This window comes from Leptolyngbya sp. AN10 (assembly GCF_050565645.1).
GTDB lineage: Bacteria > Cyanobacteriota > Cyanobacteriia > Leptolyngbyales > Leptolyngbyaceae > Leptolyngbya.
Map to the genome: position 1 here is coordinate 1 of NZ_JBNXVP010000052.1, position 25,327 is coordinate 25,327.

Below are 25,327 nucleotides of genomic sequence, written 5' to 3' on the forward strand. Positions count from 1 at the left end.
CTGGTCGCAGATTCTCCGAAAGGAGCCGTTCGGTTGGGATTTCCGACACTTGCAGCAGAGCAATGGTTGCCCCGCTTATGGGCGGATTAAGCCTATGCGACGGAAATGTATAAGCCGTTTTACCCTTACAATTTCCAATTCTTGATCGCTGAGATCGCTTGCTTTACCTGCTTTGAAGTGACCTTGGGTAATCGGTTTGTCACATATTCCTCAGTCAATCCCGTTGTCTCACTGAATGACTTTTCAATGCCGTCTAGTAGTTCGGGCGCGAATGAGCTGACCATCCAGTCCCGATCCCAAAAGATTCGATTTGCCATTTGATCGATGATTGATTTCCAGAGCGTCAAGTTAGTAGAATGCTGATGGAAGGCTTTTTCCTCCTCGTCTTCGCCAAACTCTTCGCTAGCTTCGCTCCACGCAGTGTTCGCGGATTGCCAGCACGGGTAGACGAATTCATCAAACACTTGCCAGGCAATGTTTCGGTAGTAGTATTTAAATTCCTCATTCTCAAAAATCTCGTCTTCTTCTGATTCAAGCTCCATCTTCAATTCCAGCCTGGGAAAAGCGAAAGGAAAATACGCGGCAGCTTCTAGAACGCTGGTCAGCTCTGGAGGGTCAATTTTTGGGTCTAACAAAGCCTGGAGACAAGTGTGCAATAAGACGACTTTCTGATTAAAGCTGGCAGAGTCGAAGATGCGGTCACCTTCGGTGAAGCGAAGCTAGCGCCTGTTACCACATCTATCTCCTCTTCGATGTCTTGCAACTCTTGGAGATGCTCGATCGCGTGCTGCACTGCGGTGAGATAAAAAGCAGCTTCTGATCCTTCCAAGACTCGATCTCCACATGAGGTGTGCCAAGACATCGTTGTTATTCCCTCAATCGTTATCCTCAACGGTATAGCCTCAGATTTGCACTGATGAACGGCTTTCTTCACCATTCTTTGTCGAAGCCAGGGTTATTGGCTTCAATTTGTGCTTTCGCCCATTCGATTTCGGATTTTGGGATGGGTGGAATCGCAGGTTGTTGGTAGTTGATGGCTTGATGATATCGTCCTCGGCGATACACCAGTTCTAAGATAGACTGCATCGCCAAGGTAGGTTCTTCGTCTTCAGGGAGCAAAGGAACAGCGATCTTGGGTAAAGGTTGCCGCAATCCAAATGGGTAGAGTTCTGCTTTCGGTCGGTGTTGGCTGCGACTGACAATGATTCTGTACAGAGAAGAGATCGCACCCACCATCGGTAATGGCTCCCCAGTCCGTAACAAATCAACCTCAACCAGGTGGGTTTGGCTCGCCAGAATGCGCTGCCGCTTGCTGAGATACGCCTGTCGTCCTTCTCCCGCTCGCTTGTTCTTAGGAGATAACACTTCAATTACGGTAACGACTTGACCTGAGCCAACTTCCCGCACTTCCAGATATCGCTCCTGAACCTCTTCCAACATTGGGAGTTCAATCGTCATCGGTTCAGCAACTGCCGTTGTGGAGGAGGTGGAGTCAGACGGGGGCGATTGACCGATCACGGCGATATCTGGGATACCGATTGTAAGGCTGTCATCGGGTGTCGTTTGGTAAACCCGTTTTTCGATCGCGATTCGGTAGCGATCGCTGAGTTGGTCGTCGAGGGCATCAGAAATTGCCACAATCAACCGACTGTGGACCTCTGACCACAGATCAGGGTTTTCCAAATACGGGTCCATTCCTGGAAACGGAGACGGCATTGACGAAACCTCAGATTCGACCTGACTTCTATCGTAACGTTGATCTAGGATCAGGTTTGCCCTTCCGTTCAATGGTTCTGCCCCTTTAAGATTTAACGCTAGACGAGCCGAACTCAGTCCTCGATCGCCTCAATACCCAATTGCTTCAGCTGCTCAAGGTTCTCCTTCATGGTCTTGAGTGCTTCTGGAGAGTGCCCTTGCCAATCGATGACCTCGCCTATGACCAGCAGCGGCTCTCGCGATCGATAGGACTTCGTTGGATTCCCTGGGAATTTCTGGTTCGTCACATTGGGGTCATCCTCAATGAGTCCCGTCGGTTCCACGATGTAGATTCTGGCGCGTCCTTCGCCGAGAGCGAGTTCAGCGCCCCAGGTTGCCGCATCCAAGGTGGCAGCTAAATAAACGTAGGTCGCCTGCTTCTGCTGACCGTAGTTAACGTCAGTTCGGGTTAAGCGGGAAGCAGCAAATTGTGGTCGATGGCAATGGACGGCTTCTTGGGTTGATGGCAATAAGCAATCAATCCACCCAGAATATTGACAAAACAATTGACTGGAGAACGATGACGCGAATGCTCGATTTGAGAAATGTTCTTCAACTGGTCAATAATGGTTTCGATAATGGAGCGCTTGCGGAGGAGTAAACGGTCATTGAGCGGCATCAATCGCTGTTTCATGTTGCGCTTGAGCTTGGTAATGAGTTGAATGCCTGCGGTTTTGAGCAGTTGTTTGGCGAGCTTTTGTGAGACATAGCCCTTGTCTGCAAACACTTTGCCAAATAACTGTTGCAGCAACTGGGGAACTGGAGTGCGGTCATCGGTGTTGCCCGGAGTCAGCATGATGTTGAGCAGTTCGCCTCGGTCATTCACCACCAGATGCAACTTGAAGCCAAAGAACCAATCGACCGAGGTTTTGCCGCGTGCGGCGATGTCTTCAAATACTCTGTGCTGCTTGATACGGCGGTTGTGGCAGACTCGGAGCGAGGTGAAATCCATAAAGCTGATGCCGCTACACTTGCCAAAGCATGAACGCAGGTAGGCACACATCGGCACTAAAGTCCCTGGAACCCATTCGATGAAGCGTTGATAGCTGACGAGTCCGGGAAAGGCATCTGCCCACTCGGTCTGCACCTTCTCTTGATAATAGGTTTTGAAATTTTCGCAAAGACGCGAAGGTCAAACTCCCGATCTTTTTGACTTTCGTGCGTCAGCCATTCTGTGCAAGTTTCAAAATCGCAGGTCATCCGGGCACTCGATCGTATGAAATGATGGCGGTCAACGCTCACCTTTACTTTGGAGAAGGGATTGAAGACCGACGGCAGGAGTTTGATGCTCTCATGGAGTGGTTGCTGGCGCGAACGAAGGAAAAATCGAGTAACTTCCCAAACTACATTTTGATGGGAGATCTAAATTTAGATTTCGATGACCCAGAAAAAGATAGACCCTGCATTGAAGCGCATATTAAGACATTCAATCAAGCGATGGGAAAGCGGGCAAATGTGAATTTCCCATTCCTAGATGTCCATCCCAATGAGCAGAAACCTTTTCGGACGAACGCGAGGGCAAGCGAAACCTTTGACCAGATTGGCTTATTTAGTCGGGATGATCGGCTCCCGACCTACAAGGACAACGCCACAATGGGCAGTCAGTCTCGTGGACCTGATTACGGAATTGTGAATTTCGTGGAGCTATTCCGAGAAGCGTTGGAGTTGCCACCCCTTGAGAAGATGACGGCGACACAGGAAAAAGCGTTTTTCAGCAAGTTCGAGCATGAGGTGAGCGACCATCTTCCACTCTGGCTCAGGTTGCCCTTGCCGGAAACTTAATTGCAGAAGTTCAGCGTGATTTTTGGGTTGGTTGGGTCATGCTGGCACTTCTTTCATAGTCGCCCATCGCCTGAACACTTCATCGTTCTAAACAAATCCGCTGCAAGAGAATGACGGTCTATCCTCGATACCGAACTGATTCCTCAGTTTGGTAGGCTGAAAGCAGATGCTCAGAGAAGTCAGTGCCCTATGCAATTTCCATCGATTTCTGAAGGCGTAATTCGCCAAAATTCAACGGAGAATTCGTTTAGCCGAGGCAAAGAGTACGATCGCGCTGGCTCAGTCGTTGATGTGGTGCAGCGTGGCGCGATTTTGCAAGCTGAAGTCGAAGGAACAGAAGTCAAGCCTTATCGCGTGACGCTTGAGTTTGATGCTGGTGGTGTGACGGCTGTACGTTGCACTTGTCCCTACGAGTACGAGGGTTGGTGTAAGCACGTCATCGCGACTCTGCTTACCTGTAATCGCCTTCCCGACAAAATTGAAGCGCGTCCGACCTTGGTGCAATTGCTCGATCGCTTAAACCCGAATCAGACTCAACGCCTAGTGCAGGAAATGGTAGCAGAGCAACCAGAGCTAATTGAACTGGTGGATCGGCAGGTGCATTTGATGACCAATCCTCAACCCGTTGCGGCGACTCGTAAGCCTCGGCGCAGTCCGATCGATGTCACACCCTTCCGGCGACAAGTGCGGTAGATTCTTCGAGAGGGAATCCGAGAATTAGAGGATGGCTGCGAGGATGATCCGTTTGGGGAAGAACTTTTGGAGTTGGTTGATCAAGCGCGATCGTTTTCCGAAAATGGCGACGGAGAAAGTGCGATCGCAATTCTCGAAGCCATCACCCAAAGCTATAGCCAGGAATGGGACGAATTGAATGAGTACGGCGGTGAGGTCTATGGCATCAATGATGAGTTGAATTCAGCCTGGACAGAAGCGATCCTATCCGCAGAACTGGATGCCACCCAAATCACAGATATCCAGGGAATGCTGATGGCTTGGCAAGATGAACTGAGTGACGACTTTAGCATGAGTCTCGCCGCACTTGAACAGGGATGGACTGATCCAACCTTGCAAGAAATGTTAGCTGGAACAATCTCAGAAGCTGAGTTCTGGCTAGAGGAACGCCCCGATTTTACACGAGACTTAGCTTTGATTCGGCTCCAAATCCTCGATCGACAAGATCGAGGATCAGAGTACCTCAATCTAGCGCGAGTCGCAGGACTGACTCAGCAATATCTCACTCGATTAGCAGAATCCGGTGACATCGAGAACGCTGTAGCACTCGCAAGAACAGAGCTATCTACGATCGGCGAAGCCTCTGCCTTAGCAAAAACGTTGCGGGAATCGAATCACTTAACGGAAGCATTGGAGATTGCTGAACAAGGATTAGGTTATTCAGGCAATGGGCTATATGACTTTGCGATCTGGACTGGAGAGTTTGCTGAAGGACTGAACAATTCTGAAATTGCACTTCGCGCTTATCAAACGGCATTCTCGGTACGTCCATCTTTCAGCTTGTATCAGCGATCGCAACTCCTCGCAGGCAAAGCGTGGAATCGAGTGAAGCCCGTTCTGCTCGACGCATTGCGCCAATCGAATGAATGGGGCAATGATGAGGCGAGGGTCAATATTTTCCTACATGAGAACTTGCTGGATGAGGCGATCTCAACGGTCAACAAACGCTACATTTACAAAATTGAGTGGGTCTATCAGGTGATGGATGCTGTCCTTGATCATCGACCGGATTGGGTGATAGAAACTGCGACTCGGAATGCAGACGAGATTATGAATGCTGGAAAGAGCGATAAATATGCCACTGCGATCGAGTGGTTGAAACGTGCCAAAGCCGCTTACACCGCATCCAATCGCCAATCAGAATGGCGAACTTACCGCGATCACTTAGGGCTAGTACACAGCAAGAAACGCAAGCTGATAGGACTGCTGGCTTCTGTTAGTTGATTGTCAAGGCAAAGCTTTTCCGATCGCTATTTGCTCAATCTGGCTTGCTTGAGACGCGACGTAAAACCTGTCAGATTTGCATACTCCGCCCAAAGTTGCTGCACCTGTTGAGTAAACTCGGTTGAGCGTCCTTGATAATCGGCTAAATCTCGCAAATCGATGAGTAATTTAATGGCATCGTCATACGGCTTAACCCGTTTCAGCGCAACTAATTCCCACACTTTCTTCCACATTTCGGCTTCTTTAGGCGCAAGGATTTCTAGCTCTTTGAGTCGTTTTTTATGAGCAGCATCTCGTTCCTTCTGCTCTCGCTGCGATCGCAACTTGACAGCGATTTTCGTCAACTCTGATAATCGACGCTGACCCACTGGAGCGGTCTGACCTGAACTGGAGGATTTCGCCAATTCTTTCAGGCGTTGAATGAACTGCAAATCAGTATGCGGTTCTTGTCGAGCAAACTTGATCAGAAACTCTCGCTGCTCAGCCGCCGAGAGCGAGGAGATCCAAGTTTCGAGCGGAGGTTCTGCTGCTGATTTTTGGGTGGAGCTTGCCTGAGCCGCAGCCGTGACTAAATCTGGATCAAGTCCAACGAGTTCAATGAATGCCTGAAGCGGCGCGGATAGCTTGTGTAGATTGGATGGAACCGGAGGTTCGATCGGGTCATCCTCAAGATCAATCTCAACCGAATTCGTTGCGCGTAACCAAGCGAGGTAGAGCAAGCGCATATCGCCCTGTAATAACGTCGATCGTAAAGGCATAAGTTGGGACAACCAGCCTTCTCCGTCTACCCAATCGCCCGCTTCATCGTTGATATCAATGTCGAGAATGACCCACTTAGAAGTGGTCGAAACCGAGATGACGTGAGGGATACAGTAAGGCTGAAACACAACAGGATCAATCAGCGACTTCGGAAAGCGCCAAATCAGTTGCCAACTTCCCCAGTTCGCAACGTAGAACATGACATCAAAGTACTGGGTCAGCACTTTTTTGGGATCGCCTGGAAAGTCGGAGTAGTTGTAGACAAAACTTGCCCGTGTCGAAGTGAGGTTGACGCGACTGGACAATTTTTGGATCTGCGATCGTTCCGCAGCGGTTAACGGACGATCGATCGCTTGAAATTCATAGTACTGATATTCACTCATACTCAATGTGAGCTAGGGCAACTCTCTCTACCGTAACGCTCAGAGGCTCTCTAGGTGAACTTTTTTGTCTGATTGTCTCTACTAGAGTCAAAGAATTGCGATCGGAAAATGAGCTTGCAAAGCTCAATAGCTTGACTCCTAATCCTGACTAAACCAGTATCGACAGCTTGAGTGATGAGCTTCCGAGGCTCAATGGATCAGCTTTCAACACTCACGATCTGAGCTTCAAAAGCTCAATGGATTAGCAGCAAAAGTTCGGGTAGTGAGCTTCTGAAGCTCCATAAGTGGGCTTCTGAGGCTCAATGGATCAGCTTTCAAAGCTCATAATTTGAGTTCTCAGGGTTCGCTATCCTAGATTCAAAGGCTTGGGTAGTAAGCTTCTGAGGCTCGTAATACAGCTTTGAAAGTTCAGCTTAGCTGCTGCTAGGTGATCGCTTAGTCAAAGCGGGGAACATTAAACCATAGGGCACCCCGAAAAATTAGATTAAGCCGAGAGATTTTGGCGAGAAAGGATGACAGGCTAGAAGCAGAATACTTGGAGAGCGACACCAATGGGGCAAGGATTCGGTAAAGACAACATCGAACAGCGTCACGCCAAACTGGAACAGAAGAAAGACTTGCTGGTGCGCTTAGGCGAAGTGATTGAGTGGGAGAGCTTTCGGGCGAGTTTAGAAAGCGTGCATGAGAAGCCGCGAAAGAGTAAAGCGGGACGCAAAACGCATGATGTGGTCTTGATGTTCAAGCTGTTGATTTTGCAGCAGTTGTACAACATCAGTCTCTTACCCAGTCCCCTACGGAGGGAAACCCTCCTCCAGGGCTGTGCGCCGACGACGAACTAGAGTATCAAGTGAATGACCGACTGTCGTTCATGCGGTTTCTGGGATTGGGGATTGGGGATGTTGTTCCAGATGCGACGAGTGTGTGGCTGTTCCGCAAACAGTTGCGGGAATTGGGCTTGATTGACCGATTGTTTGAGCAGTTCGATAGCTACCTCAGAACGCATGGGTATCAAGCCAAAGGGGGACAGATTGTGGATGCGACGTTAATCCCGGTTCCGAAACAGCACAACCGCAAGGAGGATACCGAGCAGCTAGAGCAAGGAGAAATTCCGACGGGATGGACGCAGAACCCAAAACGGTTTGAGCAGCGGGACTTGGATGCGCGATGGACAAAGAAGCATGGCAAGAGCTACTTCGGCTACAAGAGTCACATCAGCATTGATGTGGAGCATGGTTTTATTCGACGCTATGCCGTTACAGATGCGTCAGTGCATGATTCTCAGACGTTAGGACAACTGTTGGATGATGAGAACGAAGCTGATGCGGTGTGGGCGGATAGCGCCTATCGCTCAGAGACGATTGAAGCCGTTCTCGAACTGTTGCAGTTTGAGAGCCACATTCACGAACGGGCATACCGCAATCATCCGCTCACCGAACAACAGCAAGCCGACAACCGCGACCGTTCCAGCACCCGTGCCAAAATCGAACACGTTTTCGGCAACTGGGTCATGACGATGGGCGGCAAACTCGTGCGCTCGATTGGACTGGATGCAGTCAGCGCGATGTTGGGACTGAAGCATCTGACTTACAATCTCAAGCGATTCGTGTATCATCAAGCCCAGATTGCAGTCCAAATCGAGTGAGTAAACACGGTTTTTAGAGCATCTGAGAATGAAAGTTGCAACACTCTCGCTGCAACTCGAACACCTGTTCTCAAAGACTTAATTTTTCGAGGTTCCCAGTAGCTATAGCCGACTGGACTCCAGCAACAAAAGCCTGCTTCATCCAAGTATTTCAAGCAGATCTCCCCATCGGCTGCCGCCCATTCCAGCATGTCTAGATCATTTTGTTTGAGATGCCGTTGGATCGGGTCTTGTCGTTCCCGGTGACTGGTTCGAGTTCGCTTCCAAATCACCCCCTTTGACGCAGAATTTGTCGCACTTGTTCTGGACTCAGGTGGACATCACGTTCTTGAGCTAATTTCTCTGCCAATTGCTTTGCACTATAGCGGCGCGGGTCTTGCCGCAGGCAGTTTTCGAGATAAGCGAAGTCTGCTTCCTCCCATCTTCGCTGCCCTCCGGGTTTCGGTGCATCCCAAAGTCCTCCTAATCCTTGCTTCTGCCAGCGATGCAGTGTCTCGCGCACCGTTTGAGGTTGCCAATCGAAGTAGTCCGCAATTCGCTCCACAACCCAGCCATGAGAATTCAATCGGATGACTTCAGCACGATCGCGAACTCGTTGCGGGAGATGTTGAGCGGTTCGTAATTCTCGCAAGGTGCGATCTTGTTCAGGAGTGAGGAAGACGCGAAGACGGTAACCCATATTGGTTTGAGTCAGTTAGCAATAGCTTTCTTTACTCATCTTTACACAGTTACCTTTTTCCACCACTACCTACTTATATGGAGTTTCGATACCAGAACCCTCAGTAATTTACAACGATTCTAAAAGCAGAACACAAGCGCTGGGCTTGTATCTTCAAGACCAACTTGCATTAGCAGAAAACCTAAAGCTACTTTTAGGTGGACGCTTTGACATTGCCAGTCAAACTTCTGAAGATGTTAATTTCTTTGGGTCAACTAACCAATCACAGCAGGATGAAGCATTTAGTCCTCGTATAGGCATCGTTTATAACCCTATTAAGACAGTATCCCTCTACGTCAGCTACAGTCGTTCCTTTAACCCAGTCACCGGAACTACGCGCGATGGGGCGCAATTCAAACCTGAGTGAGGCACACAATATGAGATAGGCTTGAAAGCAGATTTGAGCAGCACAATCTCTGCAACGATCGCATTTTTCGACTTGATCCGTTCCAATGTCACTACAGAAGACCCAGATAATCCTGGCTTCTCTATCCAGACTGGTGAACAGCGTAGCAAAGGCATTGAGATGGATGTATCTGGTGAGATTTTACCGGGATGGAACATAATCGCTGGCTATGCATTAACAAACGCAGAAATCACGAAAGACAATACTTTTACAGTGGGAAATCAATTAATCAATGTACCGAGACATGCTCTAAACTTGTGGACAACCTACGAAATCCAATCCGGCAGGTTGCAGGGTTTAGGTATTGGTGCAGGAGTCTTTTGAAAACTGCCGAGTGGTTCAGCATATGATCAACACAACTTGCATTCCCGCAACTCCACAACGCATTGCCACCCTCTCATTTCCTGCTTTTGTTAATTCGCTGATTCTGGGGTTCCAACCGATTGCAAGTACTAACTTCAATATTCGACTTCATGGCAAAAGCACTAGGAAAAGAAGAGATTGCAAAGAAAGCTTGGGATGACTATTACGATCGAGTAAAAGCACTTCAAACCGCATTAGGCGATCGCTATAAAGATAAAACAATTTCTTTTGTCTACTTCTGCTGTAATGGTATTGGCAGTCAATCTCTGGATTCTTTTGCAGGTTCCATTCTAGAAGATATTGGACTCAAATGCCCCGCAGCACAAGCAGTGAATGCTCAATACGGAGAAATTTATCTATCTGAAGAAGAACTAAGCAAAGCAGATGGTGACGTAATCTTTGTTGCAGCCTACACTGATAGTGACAAAGCCAACCTCGAACAAATGCAGAAAAAACCGCTCTGGAGAACCCTAAAAGCTGTTCAACAAAATCGCGTTTACGTGGTCGATGCAGAAACTTGACGAGATGGTAACTTGATGGCAGCGAACGCTGTGATTGATGATCTTTATAAGTATCTCGTCAACATTCCTTAGTTTTGTAATTGCCAGTATCTACTTCTTGGTGCAGGCTACTTGCAGCTTGAAGAAAAGTTCGTGATTGTGTTCATGATAGTCTATGGGTTCTATGTGAGACGCGATCGCATTTCCGAAAGTTCAGAGATCGCTCTGTCTTGTTTGCTGTAAGAGATCACGTTGCTCTTTATAACTTAACCGACGATCACGGCGGTCGTGGTTGAGTTCGATCGAGCAGCTTTGAATACAGCTTAGAAAGCCGATATGATATTTTATTGAGAATTAATACCATTAATAATCCCCTCTGCCATGACCGCAATTACGATTTCTGAGTCAGCCTATGATGCGCTGTGGGATGAGACAAACGCTGTTTCACAAACGCTTGATCCGACTGATTCACTCGATACGTTGTTCAAGGTTCCAGCTGAATTAGGGCAAGGATTTCGGCGAGAAATTGAATGGCGAGAAGGATTGCATCTGTCGATCGACGATTATCAGCTTCATGGCGATCTGAAGCGGCGATTTGAGGAGCATGAACATCCGATTCAGATGGGGTTTCTTCTGTTGGGACACTGCCGGAGCCGGGAAATCGATGAAGCGAGTGCGGGGATGAACTGGTTGTGTGGGAGCGGGTTGGCAGTAGGTGGACTATATGAAGTATTCGCACAACGGCTGGTGGAGGTGAATATTCATATTGCACCCAGTATTTATCAGGCATTTGTGGCAAACCCAGAGGGCGAAATTCCTGAATCGTTTGAACACTTGTTTCGAGAGTTGGAGCAGGCTTATTTCTATCGCTATGGTGTGGTGACTTCTGAGATGCAGCTTGCACTGCGGCAACTATTGGGCTGCCCATTTCAAGGGGCGACAAAGCGGATGTATTTGGAAAGTAAGATTTTGGAGCTGTTGGCGTTGATGACCGCACAGGAACAATCCAGAATGATTGCAGCACCGTTGCAGATGGATGAGGTCGATCGCATTCATGAAGCTCGGAAAATTTTACTGCAACGGATCAATCAACCCCCTTCATTGATTGAGTTAGCGCGATTGGTGGGATTGAATGACAATGCACTGAAACGGGGATTTCGACGGGTGTTTGGTACTACGGTCTTTGGATATTTGCATGACTATCGACTGGAGCAGGCACAGCAGTTACTTGCAAGTGGAGAGATGAAAGTAACTGAAGTGGCAGCCGCAATCGGGTTTGAGAGTCGCAGCTATTTCTCGATCGCGTTTCGCAAAAAATTCGGCATGAATCCTAAAGAGTATCAGTTGCACTGTAAGCGAATAGGAAGATCTCACGAGGCTAATCGTTGTTTGAATGCTTGATGTTCAGGCGAGTTTAAGCCGAGTTGTAGCGTTGAGAGAACAGTCTGCATTTCACCGGATAGCATGGCATCGATCGCTAACCACAAGCCTGGAAAAACTTGGCTTCTGGCAATTCCTTGATCATCCACTGGCAAGGATACATAGTCTCCGGTTTGGAGTCGGAACCAGTCGATCGCGCGATCGTAGACTCTCCAAACGATGTACTCTTGCACTCCATTGCGACGATAAGCGCGTTTTTTGTCGCCTAAGTCGATGGCGGCGCTACTTGCGGCAATTTCGGCTAAAAGTTCTGGTGCCCCTTCGATGTAGTCGTCTTCGCTTAAGCGCGATCGACCGCCTGCGGATTCGCTGATGAGCAAAGCTGCATCGGGTTGGGGGGAGTTGTCTAAATCTAGACGGATGGTCGGTTCGATGCCGAGTTCTAGACCAGGGGTGGCAATTTTATAATTTCCGAGCCAAATGATGAGATTGCTGTGGGGATCGGCATGGCTTTTGAAGCGGAGGGCAGCGGGCACGTAAACGACTCCTTCAATCAGTTCGGCTTTTTTCAGGTGAGGTGTGGCGTTGTAGCGGCGCTCGAATTCGGGACGAGTTAAGCGATCGCCATTTTCCAGCGGAGGAATTGCCAGGGGTAAAGGTTGTGGATTCATAAAACGGTTTGGAGTGTGATCAAGCGTCATTAGAATCTGCTCTCAGTCTATCTATGCAAGCGGCGAGGATTACCTGATCGGTTGAATCGTATCCAATTCAGTCAATTCGGCTTGATGAGCGTGGTACAAATCCCAACAAAGCTGACTGTTGAGCCAGAAATCAGGAGACATCTGAAAATATTTAGCGAGTCTGAGGGCTGTACTGGGCGTAATCCCTTGACGACCATTAACAATTTCGTCAATCTGTTGAACTGGAACATGGATCGCGTCTGCGAGTTGATGCTGAGTGATGCCCATTGGCTGTAAGAACTCTTGAGAGAGCAGTTCTCCGGGGTGCGTTGGTGGGCGATCGGTGGGAAAAGCAGTCTGTCTCGGTTTTACCTCGATCGTCTGTTCTGTGCCGTTTTCTAAAACGCGAATTAACGATCCTTGAAACCCACGATGCCGACCAGGTTTGGCTTTACTGAAGTCATATCCCTGTGACATCGCGTCTGCTTCGGTTGCATCCTGTTTAGGATTGTGATTCATAAGTTCGTCGCTCATTGTTGGTTGCTAGTCTAGAGCTAATAATCCGTATTCTATCGACTCGTTGACTGTAAGTGACAACTAATAAACGCCCACGGTCTGATATGCCAATGACTTTGAATCGCTCTTCCTGATCAGAATGGGCTTCATCGTAATCCTCAAGATAGAGAGGATCATAAGTAGATGGGTGAGATTAATTGTAAGATGCGTTTCGACTCCGCTCAACGCGCAACACCCGATTCTTCGAGGGTTGAGCGCAGTCGAAACCCAAACCCAACGAGCGGTTTAATTTGGCTCTCCTACTTAGAAAATCGTTGCCGCTTCATCAAAAGAAATCCCGTGTTTTTTGACATTTAACTGGGCTTTTTGGTCGTCTCACTCAAATCGTAATGAATCCATGAAGGATAAGACACTCCAAAACCAGATGCCTATCCTACATTGCGAGTTAAGTCGATCGCTCAAAGAAATTCCGTCTAGCGAACAAAATGATTCCGCCGAGCGTTCAAAATCGCTTTCTTTTCGCAAGGCTTACCCTGTAGTCTCTTGAGAGAGATTCTTAATTGGTGTGGATGATGAGAGTGCAGTTGTGGCTTTTGGGATGTCTATGCTCGGTTGGAATGGGGCTGCCTGCTGCGGCTGAAACTGAGGCGAAATCGACCGCGATCGCTGTGCCGCAACTGAGTCAAATCGATCGACCTGCCACAACGGTGAAAGAATGGATGGCGCAGGTGGAAGCGGCGATCGTTCGGGTGACAGGGGTGAGGGTCGATCGAACGGATCAAGGGCTGCAAGTGATTCTCGAAACGGAAGCGGGGCAAGCATTGGCGGCGACGCAACAAGCTGAGGGGAATACGCTGATTTTGACGGTTCCGAATGCGGTGTTGGGCGAGGAGCGATCGTTTGAGAAGCCTGCGGAGGGTATCGATCGGGTTTCTGTGAGCCAAGCAGATGCAACAACGATTCGCATTAGTATCACTGGATTGAATGATTTACCGATCGCTGAGATAGTTCCGGGACAGGGGTTAGTGTTAGCAGTGACACCAGAGGAAGGAACTGAAGAAGAGATTACTGTAACGGGAGAAGGGCAACGAGGTTATCGAGTGCCGAATGCGAGTACAGCGACTCGGACAGATACACCGATTCGGGATATTCCTCAATCGATTCAGGTTGTGCCGCAGGAGGTGATTCGCGATCGTAATGTGAGAACGGTGACTGAGGCAGTAGAAACAGTGAGCGGTGTGCTTGATGCCTCAAATAGCTACGGTGCGCCGGGTGGAACTTTCCTCATTAGAGGATTTAACCTCGGTGAGTTTTCAGGAGGAAACCTAAGAAACGGCTTCCGAGATTATGATTACTACTCTGTGTCATCAATTGGAACGATCGAGCAAATAGAAGTGCTTAAAGGACCCGCTTCAGTTCTATTCAGCGCTCAGGAACCCGGTGGAGTAATTAATACTGTTACTAAAAGACCCCTCAACACTCCTTATTACAATGCTACATTTCAAGCAGGAAACTATGGATTTTATCAACCTAGTATTGACTTTTCTGGTCCATTGACAGCAGACCGTAATGTACTGTATAGGTTCATTGCTAGCTATCGAGGTGCTAGAAGTTATCAGGATTTTGTTAGTTCTGGTACAACAACAATCGCTCCTTCAATTACTTTGAGATTGGGAGAGCGGACAGATCTCAACCTATCCTATGAGTACGTCCGGTATTTTGCAGATAATCCAATTTTTGAAGTTCCTCTACTTAGCGATGGCAGCTTACCGCCTCGAAATTTCTATCCTGCCTATCCTAGTGTAGTCTTGCAAGATGTCACAACGAATAGAATTGGCTTGAATCTAAATCACAGGTTCAGTGAAAATTTGCAGGTGCGTAGCAATCTTGCGATCGTTCTAAATCAGCGAACTCTTAACCGAAATTTCTTTGAGACACTCATTGATGATCGCATTTTGACAGACCCATCTGTTAGCGAATCTAGCGAGTGGGCAAATGGCTACTTCGGGCAGATTGACTTACTTGCAAAATTTAACACTGGCTCAATCACTCACCAACTTCTAGCAGGTTTTGATGCCAACTTCCTTGATCTTGATTTTCGAGAAGTTAGAGCTACAGTTCCTGATTTAGATATTCTCAACCCAAATTACAATATTGCAAGACCTGAATACTCTCCCGGTTTTGCATACGGTCAATCGAATAGAAGCTATGGAGTTTACCTCCAAGATCAAATTGCTTTAAGCAATAACGTAAAGCTTCTGATTGGCGGTCGCTATGACTGGACATCTTCCGATTTAGAAATCCGAAGCAATGACATTAATGAGCCAGTGATCAATGATGGAGCCTTTAGCCCTCGTGTTGGTTTAGTGTATCAACCCAGCGATACTATTTCTCTCTACACGAGCTACAGCACTTCTTTCAAACCAAGTAGCGGGTTCAGCATTAATCCAGATGGAGGGGCATTTCAGCCAACGCGGGGAACTCAATATGAAGTGGGGGTCAAAACAGACTTCTTAGACCGTAGACTTTCTGCAACTGTTGCTGCCTATCACATTACTAAGACGAATGTGATTACGCCTGATCCGAACAATCCCGGCTTTTCAATTCAGACTGGAGAAGTCAGAAGCCAAGGAATTGAGTTAGATGTTGCGGGTGAGCTTTTGCCGGGTTGGAAAATTATTGCTTCTTATGCCTACACGGATGCAGAAGTGACGAAAGACAATGCGACTCCGATTGGAAATCGCTTGGACAACGTGCCGTTTAATCAAGCCAGCCTTTGGACAACCTATGAAATTCAGAAAGGAAACTTGAGAGGTTTAGGAATTGGATTCGGATTGTTCTACGTTGGCTCAAGACAGGTTGATCTAGCAAACTCCACCGAATTGCCAAGTTTTTTACGAACCGATGCAGCAATCTACTACCGCCGAGATGGATTGAATGCAGCAATTAATATTCGCAACCTGTTCGACATTGATTATGGTAGTTATGCCTTCGGTAGAAACTTTATTCAGAGAGGTGCGCCACTTACCATTACTGGTTCGATTGGCTGGACGTTCTAACGTTTTGATGTGATAGTTCAAAACTATGCTAAGAACAGAAAATTTGCAGTCAGGAAAACCAAGTGTGATCAAAAGGCAGTCGTATCGTTTCATCAAGCTATTTCTACTCATGGCTTTTTCCCTGCTTCTGAGTACTGCTTGTTATCGATCTGTCATGCCAAAGCCTCATCCTCCCTTGCAGACTTTTGTAGAGTGCCGAGTCATTCAGCATAGATTCGGCGAAACCTGTGTTCCACTGAATCCGCAGCGCATTATTGCGTTAGACTCCACAACGACGCTTGATCCTCTGATCGCTCTCGGTATCAAGCCGATCGGTTTTTCATCTTATAATCTTGGTGGGAAAGAAGGTCTTCTGGGTGTATTGCCTCATGAGGTTTCAGAAGCTCAGAATGTTGGAGATGCGAGTCAATCTTCATTAGAAAAAATTCTGTTGCTTAAACCCGACTTGATTTTGACAACAGACTACAGCAATGCGTACCAAAAATATCGATTGCTATCAGCGATCGCTCCTACTGTTCCAGTCGCTCCTCCAGATGACAAACCAGCTACTAACTCGGAGAATGAGCCTTACTTCAAAGAAAATCTTCGATTTGTTGCTAAATCACTAGGTCAAGAAACAAAAGCAGAGGAAGTTTTAAACCAGTACCAGAAACGAGTTGAAGAATTGAAGAAACGCTTAGGAAATCAGATACAGCAAATAGAAATTTCTGTACTCTTTTACGGTGAGGGATACATTTGGACAATTAGTAAAGGCTCCTATCCAATTTCCCATGTCTTCGATGATGTTGGGCTACGTTATAAATTCGTTCCTCATGGTGAGTGGAATCTTAGCATTGAAACCATCGATAAATACGATTCTGACATCCTATTTATTGTTGATGTTGACGAACGATCACCAAGTTTTTACTTTCAAAATCCCATATTTAACAGTCTAGAAGTCGTCAAAAACAAGCGAACTTACGTCGTTGATCAAGAAGCTTGGCGAGTACAGGGTATTTCAGGAGCTAATAAGATACTAGACGACCTTTACAAATATCTGGTTAACACTCCTTGACTGTCTGCTGCTCTGCCAAGCCCCTTCAAATCCGCCAAGACAACGCATCGATCGTCATGACTCCACCCGTCGCTATGTCGATCGCTCGATTCTTGAAGGTACGATCGTCGTTTGTCGATTAGCGCAAAGCGCAACTCCGCAGGAACCGCTCGATTCTTGAAGGTGCGATCGTTGTTTGTCGATCGCGCTCATGATAGTATGCGGATTTCACATGGAATCCGCGATCGTACCTTGGAACAGGGATCGCGCCTCTCATTCTACGACCCTTGCGGTATCTGCGTAGCAGCGCGCGCTCGTGATAGTATCTGAGTTCTATGTCAGACGCGATCGCATGAAAACCGATTCCATCTTCTTCAGAATCTTTAAATTCGCTCCCAATGCTTTCTTCGACTTGATTGGTGAAACTGACCCACGCACTGCCACCTACGCTTTCACTTCCCAAGCCGTCAAACAAACGAGCTTCAGCATTGACGGTATCTTCATGCCGCCCCCACGCTTACGCCAATTTCCGATCTACTTCGTCGAAGCCCAAGCCTATCGGGAAGAGGACAACTTCTACTACCGATTCTTTGGTGAGATTAACCTGTATCTCAAAGACTACCAACCTGCTCATCCCTGGCAAGCCGTGGTGATCTTCACCAAGAAAGGCTTTGATCCTGGACTGCCGCATCATTACGCAGAATACGAGAACAATCCTAGACTGCAACGGATTTACCTCGATCGACTACCACCAGAGGCAGGAGAGCGCACTCTCGGTTTAGGACTGCTGCAACTGCTAGGCATGAAGCAAAAACAGGCTCCAGCGAGCATGACGGGCACTGATTGAGCGCGCTCGACAAGAGCTTACGGATGTGACAATTCAGCGGAATTTTATAGAATTGATTGAGACCGTGTTCGTGTATAAATTTCCGCAGTTAAACTTTCAGGAGGTTGGGCAGATGTTGGGACTTGGCGATCTGAAACAAACTCGCGCCTACCAAGAGGCTGAACAGGCAGGAGAAGAGAAAGAACGAGAAAAGATGCTACAAATGACAGTCCCTCTACTTCTACAGAAAGGAATGACCGTAGCAGAAATCGCCCAGTATTACGGGTTGTCGATCGAGCTAATCCAACGATTTGTGCCCCAATAGTTGCTGTAAACGCGACTCGCCTGTAGCAGTATCTGAGTCCTGTGAGAAGAGCGATCGCACTTTAGGAACGCGATTGCATTCTGATGTCGCTCTATCCTCGAAAGTGCGATCGTCGTTTGTCGATCGCCTGATTTATCCCTTGTCCAATTCCCTTCAACATCACGAAAGCGTTTGAACATGGGGATAGTTTAGAACCTTAGTATCAACTGTTAATGGTGGAATTTCATAGCGTCTCGCGATCGCAATCAAAATTCGATCTGCTGGATCTTTATGAAACTCTCCTGGAAGTTGTGTACTCGCGATCGCATCACGTGGGTCTAACGCCTCAATCACAGTCCCTGGATAGGTTTGAGCGAGGGCATACCATTCCTCGATCGGCAACGGCAACCCTAACTTTCCGAGGCTAAACTTGACTGCAATCTCCCAAACCGAAATCGCAGACACCAAAATCCCATTGTTTGATTCCTCGGATGCGATCGCCCTCTGCATCTGTTGAGACAGTCGATTTTGATCGTGAAGCCACCACAGCCAAACATGCGTATCCAGTAAAATCATTGGCTCAACGATTCCCAAAGTTCTGGCATCGGCTCATCAAAATCCTCCGCAACCACGATCGGCAATCCCCGCAGTGGATAACTTACGCTTTCAGATGAATGGATAGCCTTGGGCGAATTTTGAGATTGCAACACTTTAAGCAATTCCAACAACGCCTGAACCACATTATCTGGCGATTGCTCAACGGCTTGAATCAGTTCTTCTTTGGGTGTCATCATGATCGATTCAGTCAATTGAATACTTCATTTTAGCAAGAGAACATTAGGATCTCGATCGCGCGATTCTTGGAGGTGCGATCGTAGACTGCCGATCACCTAGTTCCTGCACTGCATCAATCACAGCATCTCCATTGCGAAAGTACGATCGTCGTTTATCGATCGCTCGATTCTTGAAGGTACGATCGTTGTTTGTCGATTAGCGCAAAGCGCAACTCCGCAGGAACCGCTCGATTCTTGAAGGTGCGATCGTTGTTTGTCGATCGCGCTATTCATGTGCTGCTAACCAAGCTTCCAAATCAGACAGTCCTGTGAAATCGAGCAAGGCTTCACTGAGGTCTTCCAAAACTGGGAGCGGGAGAGCCGAGAGACGCGATTTCATGTCTTCCGAAAGTTCCTGTTTGAGTCGGCGGGTGAGGAGGCGCGTGACAAGGGCGATCACCCCTTGCTCTCGCCCTTGCTCTCGCCCTTGCTCCATTGCTTCCTGCCGTGCCGTCATCTCGATCGCATACCAATCTCGGTACGCCTTCAAACTACTCTGATAACTCCGCTGCTCATCCGGGGAGAAGTTCGCAATCTCCGTCACCTCAAACAGTTCCTCAAACACCTCCTCCTGCAACGTTGGCGGCGGCGCATCTAACTGAGCTAGATGCCGAAATAGAAACAACCGTTTGTCAAAATGACTGTCCAGTTGCTCTAACGATTTCTTGAACTTCGGCAACTCGATGTAAATAAACTTGAGCTTCTCGTAGAACACCCGGCAGTGCTGATCCTTGAGTTCCACAATATGCAGCAAGGTCTCTTCATGCTTGTGATCATCAAAGACAAAATCTAGGATGCCGACCGTGTAGACCGAGGTGAGTTCGTAGTTCCATTCGCCTTTTTCCGCTTGTTCTTGAATCGGAAAGCTGGCATAGTACACACTGCGGTCTTTGAAGAAATTCTGCTTTGCCTTTTGGATCTCGACGATGAAGCGATCGCCGTTCTGCGCTTCACAGTAGATATCAAAAATCGCTTTACGGTCGATCGACGTATTGCCTAGCTTCTCTGAATTCTTGAAGGTCAGATCCCGAATCTGATGGTACTGAGGCAGCAGCGTATTGAGAAAATCGATCAGCAGGTGCTTATTTGGCTCCGTACCAAAGACCCGCTTGAAGCCAAAGTCGGTCAGCAAGCTGATGTATCGGTCTGGCAGGGAAAATACCATGAGATCAGTTAGTGACGGGTCGATAGTCTTAATTATAGAACCGATCGTTGTTTATCGATCGCCTAGTTCCTGCACTGCATCAATCACAGCATCTCCATTGCGAAAGTGTGATCGACAAACGGCGATCGCTCGATTCTTGAAGGTGCGATCGTCGTTTGTCGATCGCTCTACCCATGCTCCACTACCCAACTCTCTAAATCAGACAGCACCGTGAAATCTAGCAAAGCTTCACTAAGGTCTTCCAAAACTGGGAGCGGGAGAGTCGAGAGACGCGATCGCATTTCCTCTGAAAGTCCTTGTCCCAATCGCCGAGTTAAGAGCCGGGTCACTAATGAGATCGTCTGATCTTCCCGTCCCGCTTCGTGCCCTTCCTGCAATATCGCTTGGTACGTCACAGACTCTCGCATCACATCTCTCCTAATGACTTGTGCAATCACCGCTACCTCAAATCTTAGCCCAGATAACACATAAGCCGCCGCCATCGCTTCATGTTGCTGTGACTCATCTTCAATATCCAAAATTCCTCGAACTGCCCGCCGCAAAGCGCGGATTGGATCATTGCTACGACTCAAACCCACAAACGGCAACAAGCCCGGAAATGGCAGCAGCTCCTCAGCAGCAACCTCCCAGATTCGGATCACATTAAATTCGGCATACATCCCCGCAATCTCAAAGTAGTTCTGGAATACTCGCGCAGACGTGGTTTCTCGGAGGTAGATGACAACTTGGTGAATCGTTTTCTCTGGAAACTTACGATGTAGACGTAAGCGATAGTCTGCCAACCGCATGGGAATATCGTCCTTTGGCTCGGTTTGAAACTCAATATGAACGATTTCGGCTTGTCCCTGAAGCAGAATCACACTATCAGCGCGAATTGGCTCGATCGAGAGTTCAGTCGGACTCAGTTCAGTCAGCGGAACTCGGTAGCCGAGCAGCCAGCTTGCAAAGTCTTCGGGAAATTGTTCAGCCAGTCGCCGACAGGTCGTATCAAAGCTCATGCCATACCGTCTTCAAAAGAATTCATTCGATTCTACTACTGGCGATCGCTCTCTGCTCTGCCAAGTCCCTTGCAACTCTGTAACGCCTCAGTCATCACGAGTTCACCCATCGCTATATCGATCGCTCGATTCTCGAAGGTGCGATCGCCGTTTGTCGATCGCGCTCATGGTAGTGTCTGGGTTCTATGTGAAGCGTGACCGCCCCTCTGATTCTACGATCGCCCCCTGAAGTCATTGCCAAGTGTTAACTCAAACTTACGAAGGCACTTGCACGATCGATGCGATCTCATCCCCTAATCGTGTGAAATCTTTGGGGTTAAACGTCAAAAGCTGCTCCACTTCAGCCTTCAGAGCAGCCTGAGCAATCACTGCGTCAAAGATTCCACCTCCGACAAGCTTCAATGTCACCATCCGTCGAATCGCCTGCTGATACTCGTCAGCAAACAAAGGCACAGGCTCCAAGTAGTCTAATAAATCCACGATCGCAGCTTCTGCCTCATCCGGTAAAACTCGCAAAGGCAGCGGTAAACGAGTCATGACCGAGTAAAGCTCTGCTAAACTGTGCGTCGAAACATATCCCTTCACTACACCTTGACGCGCCATCTCAAGTCGAGACAGAGCAAGATTATGATTCTCATGTTCAATCAACAGTGCCGCAATCAGCACAGAAGCATCATACAAAACGTTCACAAATCGACCTGCTCAATCTGATTTTGAATGCGTTCCTCTCTCATTTCTCCAATGAACGCATTCATATCAAACCCTTCTAACCGCCCCGTTTCAATCACAAGAACTCCTTGCTTGCGATGCAACCTGGGTGAGATTGTCTCATGGTTCGAGTTCGCCACTTGCCTAGATTGATGGTCTGCCAGCATCGACTGACGCTGCAAAACTCTCAGAATCTCTAAAAGAGTAAGCACAATTTGATCAGGGGATTTATCAATGGCTTGAATCAGTTCTTCTTTGGGAGTCATCATACTGAGACTGACGGGGGGATTGACTTTATGTTAGCAAACGAGTGTCAGAATCTCGATCGCGGCTATCACGAACACGCTATGCTCAGAAGTACGATCGAGCTTCTCATTCTACAATCGTTCTATTATCGAATTCACGATCGCGCTCATGGTGGCATCTAGGTTTTATGTGCAATCTGCGACCCTTGCGGTATCTACAAAGCATCGCGCACCTTGGAACAGCGATCGTTCTATTATCGAATTCACGATCGCGCCTCTGATTCTACGATCACATTCTGATGTCGCTCGATTCTTGAAGGTGCGGTCGTAGATTGTCGATCGCCTAGTTCCTGCACTGCATCAATCACAGCATCTCCATTGCGAAAGTGCGATTGTGTCAGACTGTCGATCGCTTCGCCAGATAGTGTTCATCTAGGGCACGTCTCAGCATCATCTTGATCACCGCATCCCGACTGATATTGAGTTCGATCGCCATCTGATCAAGCTCATTCAGCATCAAGTCAGGAATCTCTAAATCGCTGCCTCTCTCCTCCTGCCCTCTGCGCGAAGTCATCAAGCGGGGAGTGCCCACTCGTGTAATCTCAGGATCAAAATAGCGATCGATCACTTCTTCATCTGCTGCAATTTTCTGCTCAAGTTCCTCGGTCGAAATAGCGTGTTTCCTAAATACCCAATTGCAATAAACTGCTCAGGCTCATCCCGCTTTATCTGCTCCACATAGTCCCTTGCCAGAATTCTAGAAACCTCCTCAAGAGAATACCCACGCTGTTGTTGAAGCAGTTGACTTTTGCGATTGTTATTCGCTTGTTTCTGTTTGGTAGTTCCTCGTTAACAGTTTATGCGGGAGTTGCATTTTTAGGAGCCGCGATCGCAGCGTTGCTCGTTTGATCTCGCTGCACACTATGGGCTTGAACTATGGGCTTGAACTATGGGCTTGAACTATGGGCTTGAACTATGGGCTTGAAATCATTGTTCAATCTAGCTTATTGAGAGTGGTGCAAGATCTAAGTTATACCTTCAAAGCCTCTCAAATTTGGGGGATTTAGGGGGCTTTAGCCGATTCAACCGAAGCGAAAACAACTTGTGTACATACAGTAGGCTTTAGCATTAGAACCCCCTTTATCGATCGTAGAAATAAAGGGGTTTTTGCTTTAATTGCCCGTATCGGTTCGTTCTGGATTGTCTACGCCTCTCAAGCGATTCCACAGCGGATACTCAATTTCACTCTTTGGCACGTACCAGTTATTCGAGGTTGCCTCCATATTTCCCATTACAGTAATTTCCTTACGCTCCGGGTCTTTCAGGTCAATGTACTTTGCACCTTGCTCTAGACGAGAACCTTCAGGCAGAATCACGATTTGCGTTAGTTCATCCGTCGTGTAGTCTTCCAGATAGCTGTGAAGCTCCTTGATCTGTTCTGCCGTTAGGTAGTCATTGACTGCATCGGATTGCTGAAGCCCATGATTTTGACCTGCCATCGGATTCGGATTGAGATCCTGTTGCCACTCATCCGCTTTTTGATCATTGGGTCGTCCTACTTTTTGCTGTTGTGCCATTGTCTTGTTCCTTTTGACTTCACTGAGCTTATTCTGAATGCAACAGATCAACGATGAATGTCTCAAAGGGCTTATTTCAGTGCAAATGATCACAGCTAAAATCTACCTCACGTATCTTTAAAGCTGCTGCTGAAATTGTTGTACTAGAGCATGGCACTAACAATCAGAGACGGGAGAAAGTTACTGTGAAAATTCCACCAGAGATTACTTATCGCGGAATTGAAAAATCGAATGCGATCGAGACTTTGATCCAGGAAAAGATCGCGAAGCTAGAACGCGCCTGCGACCATATCAATAGTTGTCATATCGTGCTGGAAAAAGAGCAGGATCGTCCCCGCGATCGCTCTCCTTACCGAGTTCGGCTCGATATCACGGTTCCTCCAAATCATGAACTTGCGGCAGAAAGCACGATGAACAATCAAAGCCGCCATGCTGAGTTGGATACGGTGGTTCGAGATGCGTTTGACAAAGCATGGCGACAACTGAGAGATCTGTCAAAACAACAGCACGAGTTTGATCAAGGTAGGGATAATAGTTAGAGTACGGTAAAGTACGCTCACAAGACAGAATTCGCAGTTAAGCAAAGCCGAGTCCGTCCAAAATTTTGCGCCGATGAACATTTGTCACTGCGATTGAGTCCGCCCGGAGGTAAACGCTCCGGGCTAATGGGGGAAAGGAGGCTGAAGCCCCCTCGGACAGTAGTTTCAGCCCTCTTTAGAGGGGTTCCCTCCATTAGCCCGGAGATTCATTTCCGGGCGAGATAGCGGGTAAACAAATTCGCTAAAATCCACAAGTTCGCAAACTCTGTAAAATCTAACTGCGAATTCTATCCAATCACTAACCCACCAGACCCGATCGCAATGCTCTGACCGCTGCCTGTGTTCGATCGTCGGCACACAGCTTATTCAAAATGTTCCGAACGTGAGTTTTGACGGTTCCCACTGTAATATAGAGTTTTTCTGCGATCGCGGCATTGCTACATCCATCTACAATCAATTGCAGCACTTCTAACTCCCGCTCAGTCAACGGATACGCTTCAATGATTTGGTTGTATTCTGGTTCAGTCGCAGTAATCGCCACTTGTTGCGCTTCAGAGATAGCATCCATTCGAGGCGCAGCGGATTGAGTCTGACGCAGTACCACACGTGCGATCGCAGGATCAATCCATGAGTTGCCTTCTTTGGTTACACGTAACGCATCGACAAGTTGATCTAAACTAACATCTTTCATGCAGTAAGAGTCTGCACCCGCCGCGAATGCTGCTAGAACCGTATCTTCTTGATCTTGTAGCGTTAAGATTAAAACTTTTGTGTTGGGCTGATCTTCCATCTCGGCTTGTGCCTGCCGAAATCTGCGAGTGAGTTCAATGCCATCGATATCCGGTAATCCAATATCTACGATCGCGACATCCGGTCTGAGGTTCGTCAGCATCTTTAAACCATCCGTTCCATTTGCCGCTTCTCCGACAACTTGGAAACCGGGTCTTTGCTGCAACGCTGTTTTCATACCGACTCTAGTTAAGTCGTGATCTTCAATTAGCGTGATCCGAATGTCATTTGTCATATCAAAGAACTCCCACAGTGTTTAGAAAATATCAGAATTGCATAGGAATATGTCGATACGCCGTACAGTTTTGTAAGCGACCACTATTAGAAATCCATACGGAGATAGTCAATTTTAGGCTCTTTTAAACATAGTCGTAAAACCACTGTTCTAATGTATAACCAGTGGCATACAAC

General features: G+C 47.7%; 34 protein-coding genes and 4 pseudogenes. 15 read left to right on the forward strand and 23 right to left on the reverse strand.

The window, feature by feature from the left end; translation table 11 throughout:
• Positions 1-125: 125 nt before the first annotated feature.
• The 5 genes and pseudogenes from ACQ4M5_RS36750 to ACQ4M5_RS36770 form a co-directional block, all read right to left on the reverse strand.
• The gene (locus tag ACQ4M5_RS36750; protein WP_430680749.1) at positions 126-542 is read right to left on the reverse strand and encodes a hypothetical protein; all 417 of its coding nucleotides are present in this window, start codon (positions 540-542) and stop codon (positions 126-128) included.
• A gap of 86 nt (positions 543-628) precedes the next feature.
• Positions 629-862: a hypothetical protein gene (locus ACQ4M5_RS36755; protein ID WP_430680750.1), complete on the reverse strand. Its 234-nt coding sequence runs from the start codon at positions 860-862 to the stop codon at positions 629-631.
• Positions 863-930: 68 nt separating this feature from the next.
• Entirely contained in the window at positions 931-1,716 is a 786-nt protein-coding gene (locus tag ACQ4M5_RS36760; protein ID WP_430680751.1) for a DUF4058 family protein, read from the reverse strand.
• A 113-nt stretch (positions 1,717-1,829) separates the two neighbouring features.
• The gene (arr, locus tag ACQ4M5_RS36765) at positions 1,830-2,261 is read right to left on the reverse strand and encodes an NAD(+)--rifampin ADP-ribosyltransferase (protein ID WP_430680752.1); all 432 of its coding nucleotides are present in this window, start codon (positions 2,259-2,261) and stop codon (positions 1,830-1,832) included.
• Positions 2,165-2,869 (reverse strand): annotated as a pseudogene (locus tag ACQ4M5_RS36770) (IS982 family transposase); the annotation flags it as partial. The pseudogene ACQ4M5_RS36770 and the gene arr, both read right to left, overlap by 97 nt.
• Before the next feature lie 44 nt (positions 2,870-2,913).
• Between ACQ4M5_RS36770 and ACQ4M5_RS36775 the strand changes: the two are divergent.
• The 3 genes from ACQ4M5_RS36775 (at position 2,914) to ACQ4M5_RS36785 (ending at position 5,493) form a co-directional block, all read left to right on the forward strand.
• Positions 2,914-3,537, forward strand: coding sequence for a hypothetical protein (locus tag ACQ4M5_RS36775; RefSeq protein WP_430680753.1), 624 nt, complete (start codon positions 2,914-2,916; stop codon positions 3,535-3,537).
• A 189-nt stretch (positions 3,538-3,726) separates the two neighbouring features.
• A complete protein-coding gene (locus tag ACQ4M5_RS36780; RefSeq protein WP_430680754.1) occupies positions 3,727-4,230 on the forward strand; it encodes an SWIM zinc finger family protein in 504 nt (167 codons plus the stop codon).
• Between the two features lie 66 nt (positions 4,231-4,296).
• On the forward strand, positions 4,297-5,493 hold the full coding sequence (locus tag ACQ4M5_RS36785) for a hypothetical protein (RefSeq protein ID WP_430680755.1): 1,197 nt from the start codon (positions 4,297-4,299) through the stop codon (positions 5,491-5,493).
• Positions 5,494-5,519: 26 nt separating this feature from the next.
• On the opposite strand, the gene ACQ4M5_RS36790 is transcribed toward ACQ4M5_RS36785, so the two are convergent.
• Entirely contained in the window at positions 5,520-6,635 is a 1,116-nt protein-coding gene (locus ACQ4M5_RS36790) for a hypothetical protein (RefSeq protein WP_430680756.1), read from the reverse strand.
• Between the two features lie 551 nt (positions 6,636-7,186).
• On the opposite strand from ACQ4M5_RS36790, the pseudogene ACQ4M5_RS36795 reads away from it, so the two are divergent.
• A pseudogene (locus tag ACQ4M5_RS36795) lies at positions 7,187-8,277 on the forward strand (IS5 family transposase).
• Here ACQ4M5_RS36795 and ACQ4M5_RS36800 read toward each other — a convergent pair.
• Together ACQ4M5_RS36800 and ACQ4M5_RS36805 are read right to left on the reverse strand one after the other, a co-directional pair.
• On the reverse strand, positions 8,247-8,549 hold the full coding sequence (locus ACQ4M5_RS36800) for a hypothetical protein (protein ID WP_430680757.1): 303 nt from the start codon (positions 8,547-8,549) through the stop codon (positions 8,247-8,249). The pseudogene ACQ4M5_RS36795 and the gene ACQ4M5_RS36800 sit on opposite strands and share 31 nt — an antisense overlap.
• Positions 8,546-8,956 carry a helix-turn-helix domain-containing protein gene (locus tag ACQ4M5_RS36805; protein WP_430680758.1) on the reverse strand — a complete coding sequence of 137 codons (411 nt, stop codon included), beginning with the start codon at positions 8,954-8,956 and terminating at the stop codon, positions 8,546-8,548. Before ACQ4M5_RS36805 ends, ACQ4M5_RS36800 begins: the two co-directional genes overlap by 4 nt.
• 88 nt (positions 8,957-9,044) lie before the next feature.
• Between ACQ4M5_RS36805 and ACQ4M5_RS36810 the strand changes: the two are divergent.
• From ACQ4M5_RS36810 to ACQ4M5_RS36820, 3 genes and pseudogenes are all read left to right on the forward strand, one after another.
• Positions 9,045-9,725, forward strand: a pseudogene (locus ACQ4M5_RS36810) (TonB-dependent siderophore receptor).
• A 149-nt stretch (positions 9,726-9,874) separates the two neighbouring features.
• Positions 9,875-10,285 carry an ABC transporter substrate-binding protein gene (locus ACQ4M5_RS36815; protein ID WP_430680759.1) on the forward strand — a complete coding sequence of 137 codons (411 nt, stop codon included), beginning with the start codon at positions 9,875-9,877 and terminating at the stop codon, positions 10,283-10,285.
• 360 nt (positions 10,286-10,645) lie between these two features.
• On the forward strand, positions 10,646-11,665 hold the full coding sequence (locus ACQ4M5_RS36820; RefSeq protein WP_430680760.1) for a helix-turn-helix domain-containing protein: 1,020 nt from the start codon (positions 10,646-10,648) through the stop codon (positions 11,663-11,665).
• Here the strand turns inward: ACQ4M5_RS36820 and ACQ4M5_RS36825 are convergent.
• The 3 genes and pseudogenes from ACQ4M5_RS36825 to ACQ4M5_RS36835 form a co-directional block, all read right to left on the reverse strand.
• On the reverse strand, positions 11,635-12,345 hold the full coding sequence (locus ACQ4M5_RS36825) for a Uma2 family endonuclease (RefSeq protein WP_430680761.1): 711 nt from the start codon (positions 12,343-12,345) through the stop codon (positions 11,635-11,637). The two genes, ACQ4M5_RS36820 and ACQ4M5_RS36825, sit on opposite strands and share 31 nt — an antisense overlap.
• A 39-nt stretch (positions 12,346-12,384) precedes the next feature.
• A complete protein-coding gene (locus tag ACQ4M5_RS36830; RefSeq protein WP_430680762.1) occupies positions 12,385-12,858 on the reverse strand; it encodes a HigA family addiction module antitoxin in 474 nt (157 codons plus the stop codon).
• A pseudogene (locus ACQ4M5_RS36835) lies at positions 12,827-12,958 on the reverse strand (hypothetical protein); the annotation flags it as partial. The gene ACQ4M5_RS36830 and the pseudogene ACQ4M5_RS36835, both read right to left, overlap by 32 nt.
• Before the next feature lie 454 nt (positions 12,959-13,412).
• Between ACQ4M5_RS36835 and ACQ4M5_RS36840 the strand changes: the two are divergent.
• From ACQ4M5_RS36840 to ACQ4M5_RS36850, 3 genes are read left to right on the forward strand one after another with little or no spacing between them, the layout of a single operon-like run.
• Complete coding sequence (locus ACQ4M5_RS36840) at positions 13,413-15,899, forward strand: TonB-dependent siderophore receptor (protein WP_430680763.1); 2,487 nt, start codon at positions 13,413-13,415, stop codon at positions 15,897-15,899.
• A 25-nt stretch (positions 15,900-15,924) separates the two neighbouring features.
• Positions 15,925-16,953 carry an iron-siderophore ABC transporter substrate-binding protein gene (locus ACQ4M5_RS36845; protein ID WP_430680764.1) on the forward strand — a complete coding sequence of 343 codons (1,029 nt, stop codon included), beginning with the start codon at positions 15,925-15,927 and terminating at the stop codon, positions 16,951-16,953.
• Positions 16,950-17,075 carry a hypothetical protein gene (locus ACQ4M5_RS36850; RefSeq protein ID WP_430680765.1) on the forward strand — a complete coding sequence of 42 codons (126 nt, stop codon included), beginning with the start codon at positions 16,950-16,952 and terminating at the stop codon, positions 17,073-17,075. The genes ACQ4M5_RS36845 and ACQ4M5_RS36850 overlap by 4 nt, the downstream gene beginning before the upstream one ends.
• Here the strand turns inward: ACQ4M5_RS36850 and ACQ4M5_RS36855 are convergent.
• Complete coding sequence (locus ACQ4M5_RS36855) at positions 17,072-17,209, reverse strand: hypothetical protein (RefSeq protein WP_430680766.1); 138 nt, start codon at positions 17,207-17,209, stop codon at positions 17,072-17,074. The genes ACQ4M5_RS36850 and ACQ4M5_RS36855 overlap by 4 nt on opposite strands.
• Positions 17,210-17,248: 39 nt before the next feature.
• Here ACQ4M5_RS36855 and ACQ4M5_RS36860 point away from each other — a divergent pair, with 39 nt between their 5' ends.
• Positions 17,249-17,779 (forward strand): DUF2887 domain-containing protein, encoded by a 531-nt coding sequence (locus tag ACQ4M5_RS36860; RefSeq protein WP_430680767.1) that lies wholly within the window; start codon positions 17,249-17,251, stop codon positions 17,777-17,779.
• Between the two features lie 70 nt (positions 17,780-17,849).
• Positions 17,850-18,083: a hypothetical protein gene (locus ACQ4M5_RS36865; protein WP_430680799.1), complete on the forward strand. Its 234-nt coding sequence runs from the start codon at positions 17,850-17,852 to the stop codon at positions 18,081-18,083.
• A gap of 159 nt (positions 18,084-18,242) precedes the next feature.
• On the opposite strand, the gene ACQ4M5_RS36870 is transcribed toward ACQ4M5_RS36865, so the two are convergent.
• The 6 genes from ACQ4M5_RS36870 to ACQ4M5_RS36895 form a co-directional block, all read right to left on the reverse strand.
• Complete coding sequence (locus tag ACQ4M5_RS36870; RefSeq protein WP_430680768.1) at positions 18,243-18,638, reverse strand: type II toxin-antitoxin system VapC family toxin; 396 nt, start codon at positions 18,636-18,638, stop codon at positions 18,243-18,245.
• Positions 18,635-18,856, reverse strand: coding sequence for a hypothetical protein (locus ACQ4M5_RS36875; RefSeq protein ID WP_430680769.1), 222 nt, complete (start codon positions 18,854-18,856; stop codon positions 18,635-18,637). Before ACQ4M5_RS36875 ends, ACQ4M5_RS36870 begins: the two co-directional genes overlap by 4 nt.
• 117 nt (positions 18,857-18,973) lie before the next feature.
• Entirely contained in the window at positions 18,974-19,129 is a 156-nt protein-coding gene (locus ACQ4M5_RS36880) for a hypothetical protein (protein WP_430680770.1), read from the reverse strand.
• Positions 19,122-20,060: an Rpn family recombination-promoting nuclease/putative transposase gene (locus ACQ4M5_RS36885; protein WP_430680771.1), complete on the reverse strand. Its 939-nt coding sequence runs from the start codon at positions 20,058-20,060 to the stop codon at positions 19,122-19,124. The genes ACQ4M5_RS36880 and ACQ4M5_RS36885 overlap by 8 nt, the downstream gene beginning before the upstream one ends.
• A gap of 51 nt (positions 20,061-20,111) precedes the next feature.
• Positions 20,112-20,249: a hypothetical protein gene (locus ACQ4M5_RS36890; protein ID WP_430680772.1), complete on the reverse strand. Its 138-nt coding sequence runs from the start codon at positions 20,247-20,249 to the stop codon at positions 20,112-20,114.
• Complete coding sequence (locus ACQ4M5_RS36895; RefSeq protein WP_430680773.1) at positions 20,228-21,058, reverse strand: Rpn family recombination-promoting nuclease/putative transposase; 831 nt, start codon at positions 21,056-21,058, stop codon at positions 20,228-20,230. Before ACQ4M5_RS36895 ends, ACQ4M5_RS36890 begins: the two co-directional genes overlap by 22 nt.
• On the opposite strand from ACQ4M5_RS36895, the gene ACQ4M5_RS36900 reads away from it, so the two are divergent.
• On the forward strand, positions 21,057-21,287 hold the full coding sequence (locus ACQ4M5_RS36900) for a hypothetical protein (protein ID WP_430680774.1): 231 nt from the start codon (positions 21,057-21,059) through the stop codon (positions 21,285-21,287). The two genes, ACQ4M5_RS36895 and ACQ4M5_RS36900, sit on opposite strands and share 2 nt — an antisense overlap.
• Positions 21,288-21,313: 26 nt before the next feature.
• Here the strand turns inward: ACQ4M5_RS36900 and ACQ4M5_RS36905 are convergent, their stop codons facing one another.
• A complete protein-coding gene (locus ACQ4M5_RS36905) occupies positions 21,314-21,748 on the reverse strand; it encodes a type II toxin-antitoxin system VapC family toxin (RefSeq protein ID WP_430680775.1) in 435 nt (144 codons plus the stop codon).
• Positions 21,745-22,035 carry a hypothetical protein gene (locus ACQ4M5_RS36910; protein ID WP_430680776.1) on the reverse strand — a complete coding sequence of 97 codons (291 nt, stop codon included), beginning with the start codon at positions 22,033-22,035 and terminating at the stop codon, positions 21,745-21,747. Before ACQ4M5_RS36910 ends, ACQ4M5_RS36905 begins: the two co-directional genes overlap by 4 nt.
• A 27-nt stretch (positions 22,036-22,062) precedes the next feature.
• On the opposite strand from ACQ4M5_RS36910, the gene ACQ4M5_RS36915 reads away from it, so the two are divergent.
• The gene (locus tag ACQ4M5_RS36915) at positions 22,063-22,194 is read left to right on the forward strand and encodes a hypothetical protein (RefSeq protein ID WP_430680777.1); all 132 of its coding nucleotides are present in this window, start codon (positions 22,063-22,065) and stop codon (positions 22,192-22,194) included.
• Between the two features lie 214 nt (positions 22,195-22,408).
• On the opposite strand, the gene ACQ4M5_RS36920 is transcribed toward ACQ4M5_RS36915, so the two are convergent.
• Together ACQ4M5_RS36920 and ACQ4M5_RS36925 are read right to left on the reverse strand one after the other, a co-directional pair.
• Entirely contained in the window at positions 22,409-22,639 is a 231-nt protein-coding gene (locus tag ACQ4M5_RS36920) for a hypothetical protein (protein ID WP_430680778.1), read from the reverse strand.
• Between the two features lie 544 nt (positions 22,640-23,183).
• Positions 23,184-23,588: a hypothetical protein gene (locus ACQ4M5_RS36925; protein WP_430680779.1), complete on the reverse strand. Its 405-nt coding sequence runs from the start codon at positions 23,586-23,588 to the stop codon at positions 23,184-23,186.
• A gap of 185 nt (positions 23,589-23,773) precedes the next feature.
• Between ACQ4M5_RS36925 and ACQ4M5_RS36930 the strand changes: the two genes are divergently transcribed.
• Complete coding sequence (locus ACQ4M5_RS36930) at positions 23,774-24,127, forward strand: HPF/RaiA family ribosome-associated protein (RefSeq protein WP_430680780.1); 354 nt, start codon at positions 23,774-23,776, stop codon at positions 24,125-24,127.
• Positions 24,128-24,425: 298 nt separating this feature from the next.
• Here ACQ4M5_RS36930 and ACQ4M5_RS36935 read toward each other — a convergent pair whose 3' ends face one another.
• Positions 24,426-25,151, reverse strand: a complete 726-nt coding sequence (locus ACQ4M5_RS36935; protein ID WP_430680781.1) for a response regulator — start codon at positions 25,149-25,151, stop codon at positions 24,426-24,428.
• Positions 25,152-25,327: the final 176 nt, after the last annotated feature.

Coding starts and splice junctions, on each gene's coding strand:
- ACQ4M5_RS36750 (WP_430680749.1), bottom strand. CDS start 542: ATGGAGCTTGAATCAGAAGAAGACGAGATTTTTGAGAATGAGGAATTT.
- ACQ4M5_RS36755 (WP_430680750.1), bottom strand. CDS start 862: ATGTCTTGGCACACCTCATGTGGAGATCGAGTCTTGGAAGGATCAGAA.
- ACQ4M5_RS36760 (WP_430680751.1), bottom strand. CDS start 1,716: ATGCCGTCTCCGTTTCCAGGAATGGACCCGTATTTGGAAAACCCTGAT.
- ACQ4M5_RS36780 (WP_430680754.1), top strand. CDS start 3,727: ATGCAATTTCCATCGATTTCTGAAGGCGTAATTCGCCAAAATTCAACG.
- ACQ4M5_RS36790 (WP_430680756.1), bottom strand. CDS start 6,635: ATGAGTGAATATCAGTACTATGAATTTCAAGCGATCGATCGTCCGTTA.
- ACQ4M5_RS36805 (WP_430680758.1), bottom strand. CDS start 8,956: ATGGGTTACCGTCTTCGCGTCTTCCTCACTCCTGAACAAGATCGCACC.
- ACQ4M5_RS36815 (WP_430680759.1), top strand. CDS start 9,875: ATGGCAAAAGCACTAGGAAAAGAAGAGATTGCAAAGAAAGCTTGGGAT.
- ACQ4M5_RS36820 (WP_430680760.1), top strand. CDS start 10,646: ATGACCGCAATTACGATTTCTGAGTCAGCCTATGATGCGCTGTGGGAT.
- ACQ4M5_RS36825 (WP_430680761.1), bottom strand. CDS start 12,345: ATGACGCTTGATCACACTCCAAACCGTTTTATGAATCCACAACCTTTA.
- ACQ4M5_RS36830 (WP_430680762.1), bottom strand. CDS start 12,858: ATGAGCGACGAACTTATGAATCACAATCCTAAACAGGATGCAACCGAA.
- ACQ4M5_RS36840 (WP_430680763.1), top strand. CDS start 13,413: ATGAGAGTGCAGTTGTGGCTTTTGGGATGTCTATGCTCGGTTGGAATG.
- ACQ4M5_RS36845 (WP_430680764.1), top strand. CDS start 15,925: ATGCTAAGAACAGAAAATTTGCAGTCAGGAAAACCAAGTGTGATCAAA.
- ACQ4M5_RS36855 (WP_430680766.1), bottom strand. CDS start 17,209: ATGAGAGGCGCGATCCCTGTTCCAAGGTACGATCGCGGATTCCATGTG.
- ACQ4M5_RS36870 (WP_430680768.1), bottom strand. CDS start 18,638: ATGATTTTACTGGATACGCATGTTTGGCTGTGGTGGCTTCACGATCAA.
- ACQ4M5_RS36875 (WP_430680769.1), bottom strand. CDS start 18,856: ATGATGACACCCAAAGAAGAACTGATTCAAGCCGTTGAGCAATCGCCA.
- ACQ4M5_RS36880 (WP_430680770.1), bottom strand. CDS start 19,129: ATGAATAGCGCGATCGACAAACAACGATCGCACCTTCAAGAATCGAGC.
- ACQ4M5_RS36885 (WP_430680771.1), bottom strand. CDS start 20,060: ATGGTATTTTCCCTGCCAGACCGATACATCAGCTTGCTGACCGACTTT.
- ACQ4M5_RS36900 (WP_430680774.1), top strand. CDS start 21,057: ATGCCATACCGTCTTCAAAAGAATTCATTCGATTCTACTACTGGCGAT.
- ACQ4M5_RS36895 (WP_430680773.1), bottom strand. CDS start 21,058: ATGAGCTTTGATACGACCTGTCGGCGACTGGCTGAACAATTTCCCGAA.
- ACQ4M5_RS36910 (WP_430680776.1), bottom strand. CDS start 22,035: ATGATGACTCCCAAAGAAGAACTGATTCAAGCCATTGATAAATCCCCT.
- ACQ4M5_RS36915 (WP_430680777.1), top strand. CDS start 22,063: ATGTTAGCAAACGAGTGTCAGAATCTCGATCGCGGCTATCACGAACAC.
- ACQ4M5_RS36925 (WP_430680779.1), bottom strand. CDS start 23,588: ATGGCACAACAGCAAAAAGTAGGACGACCCAATGATCAAAAAGCGGAT.
- ACQ4M5_RS36935 (WP_430680781.1), bottom strand. CDS start 25,151: ATGACAAATGACATTCGGATCACGCTAATTGAAGATCACGACTTAACT.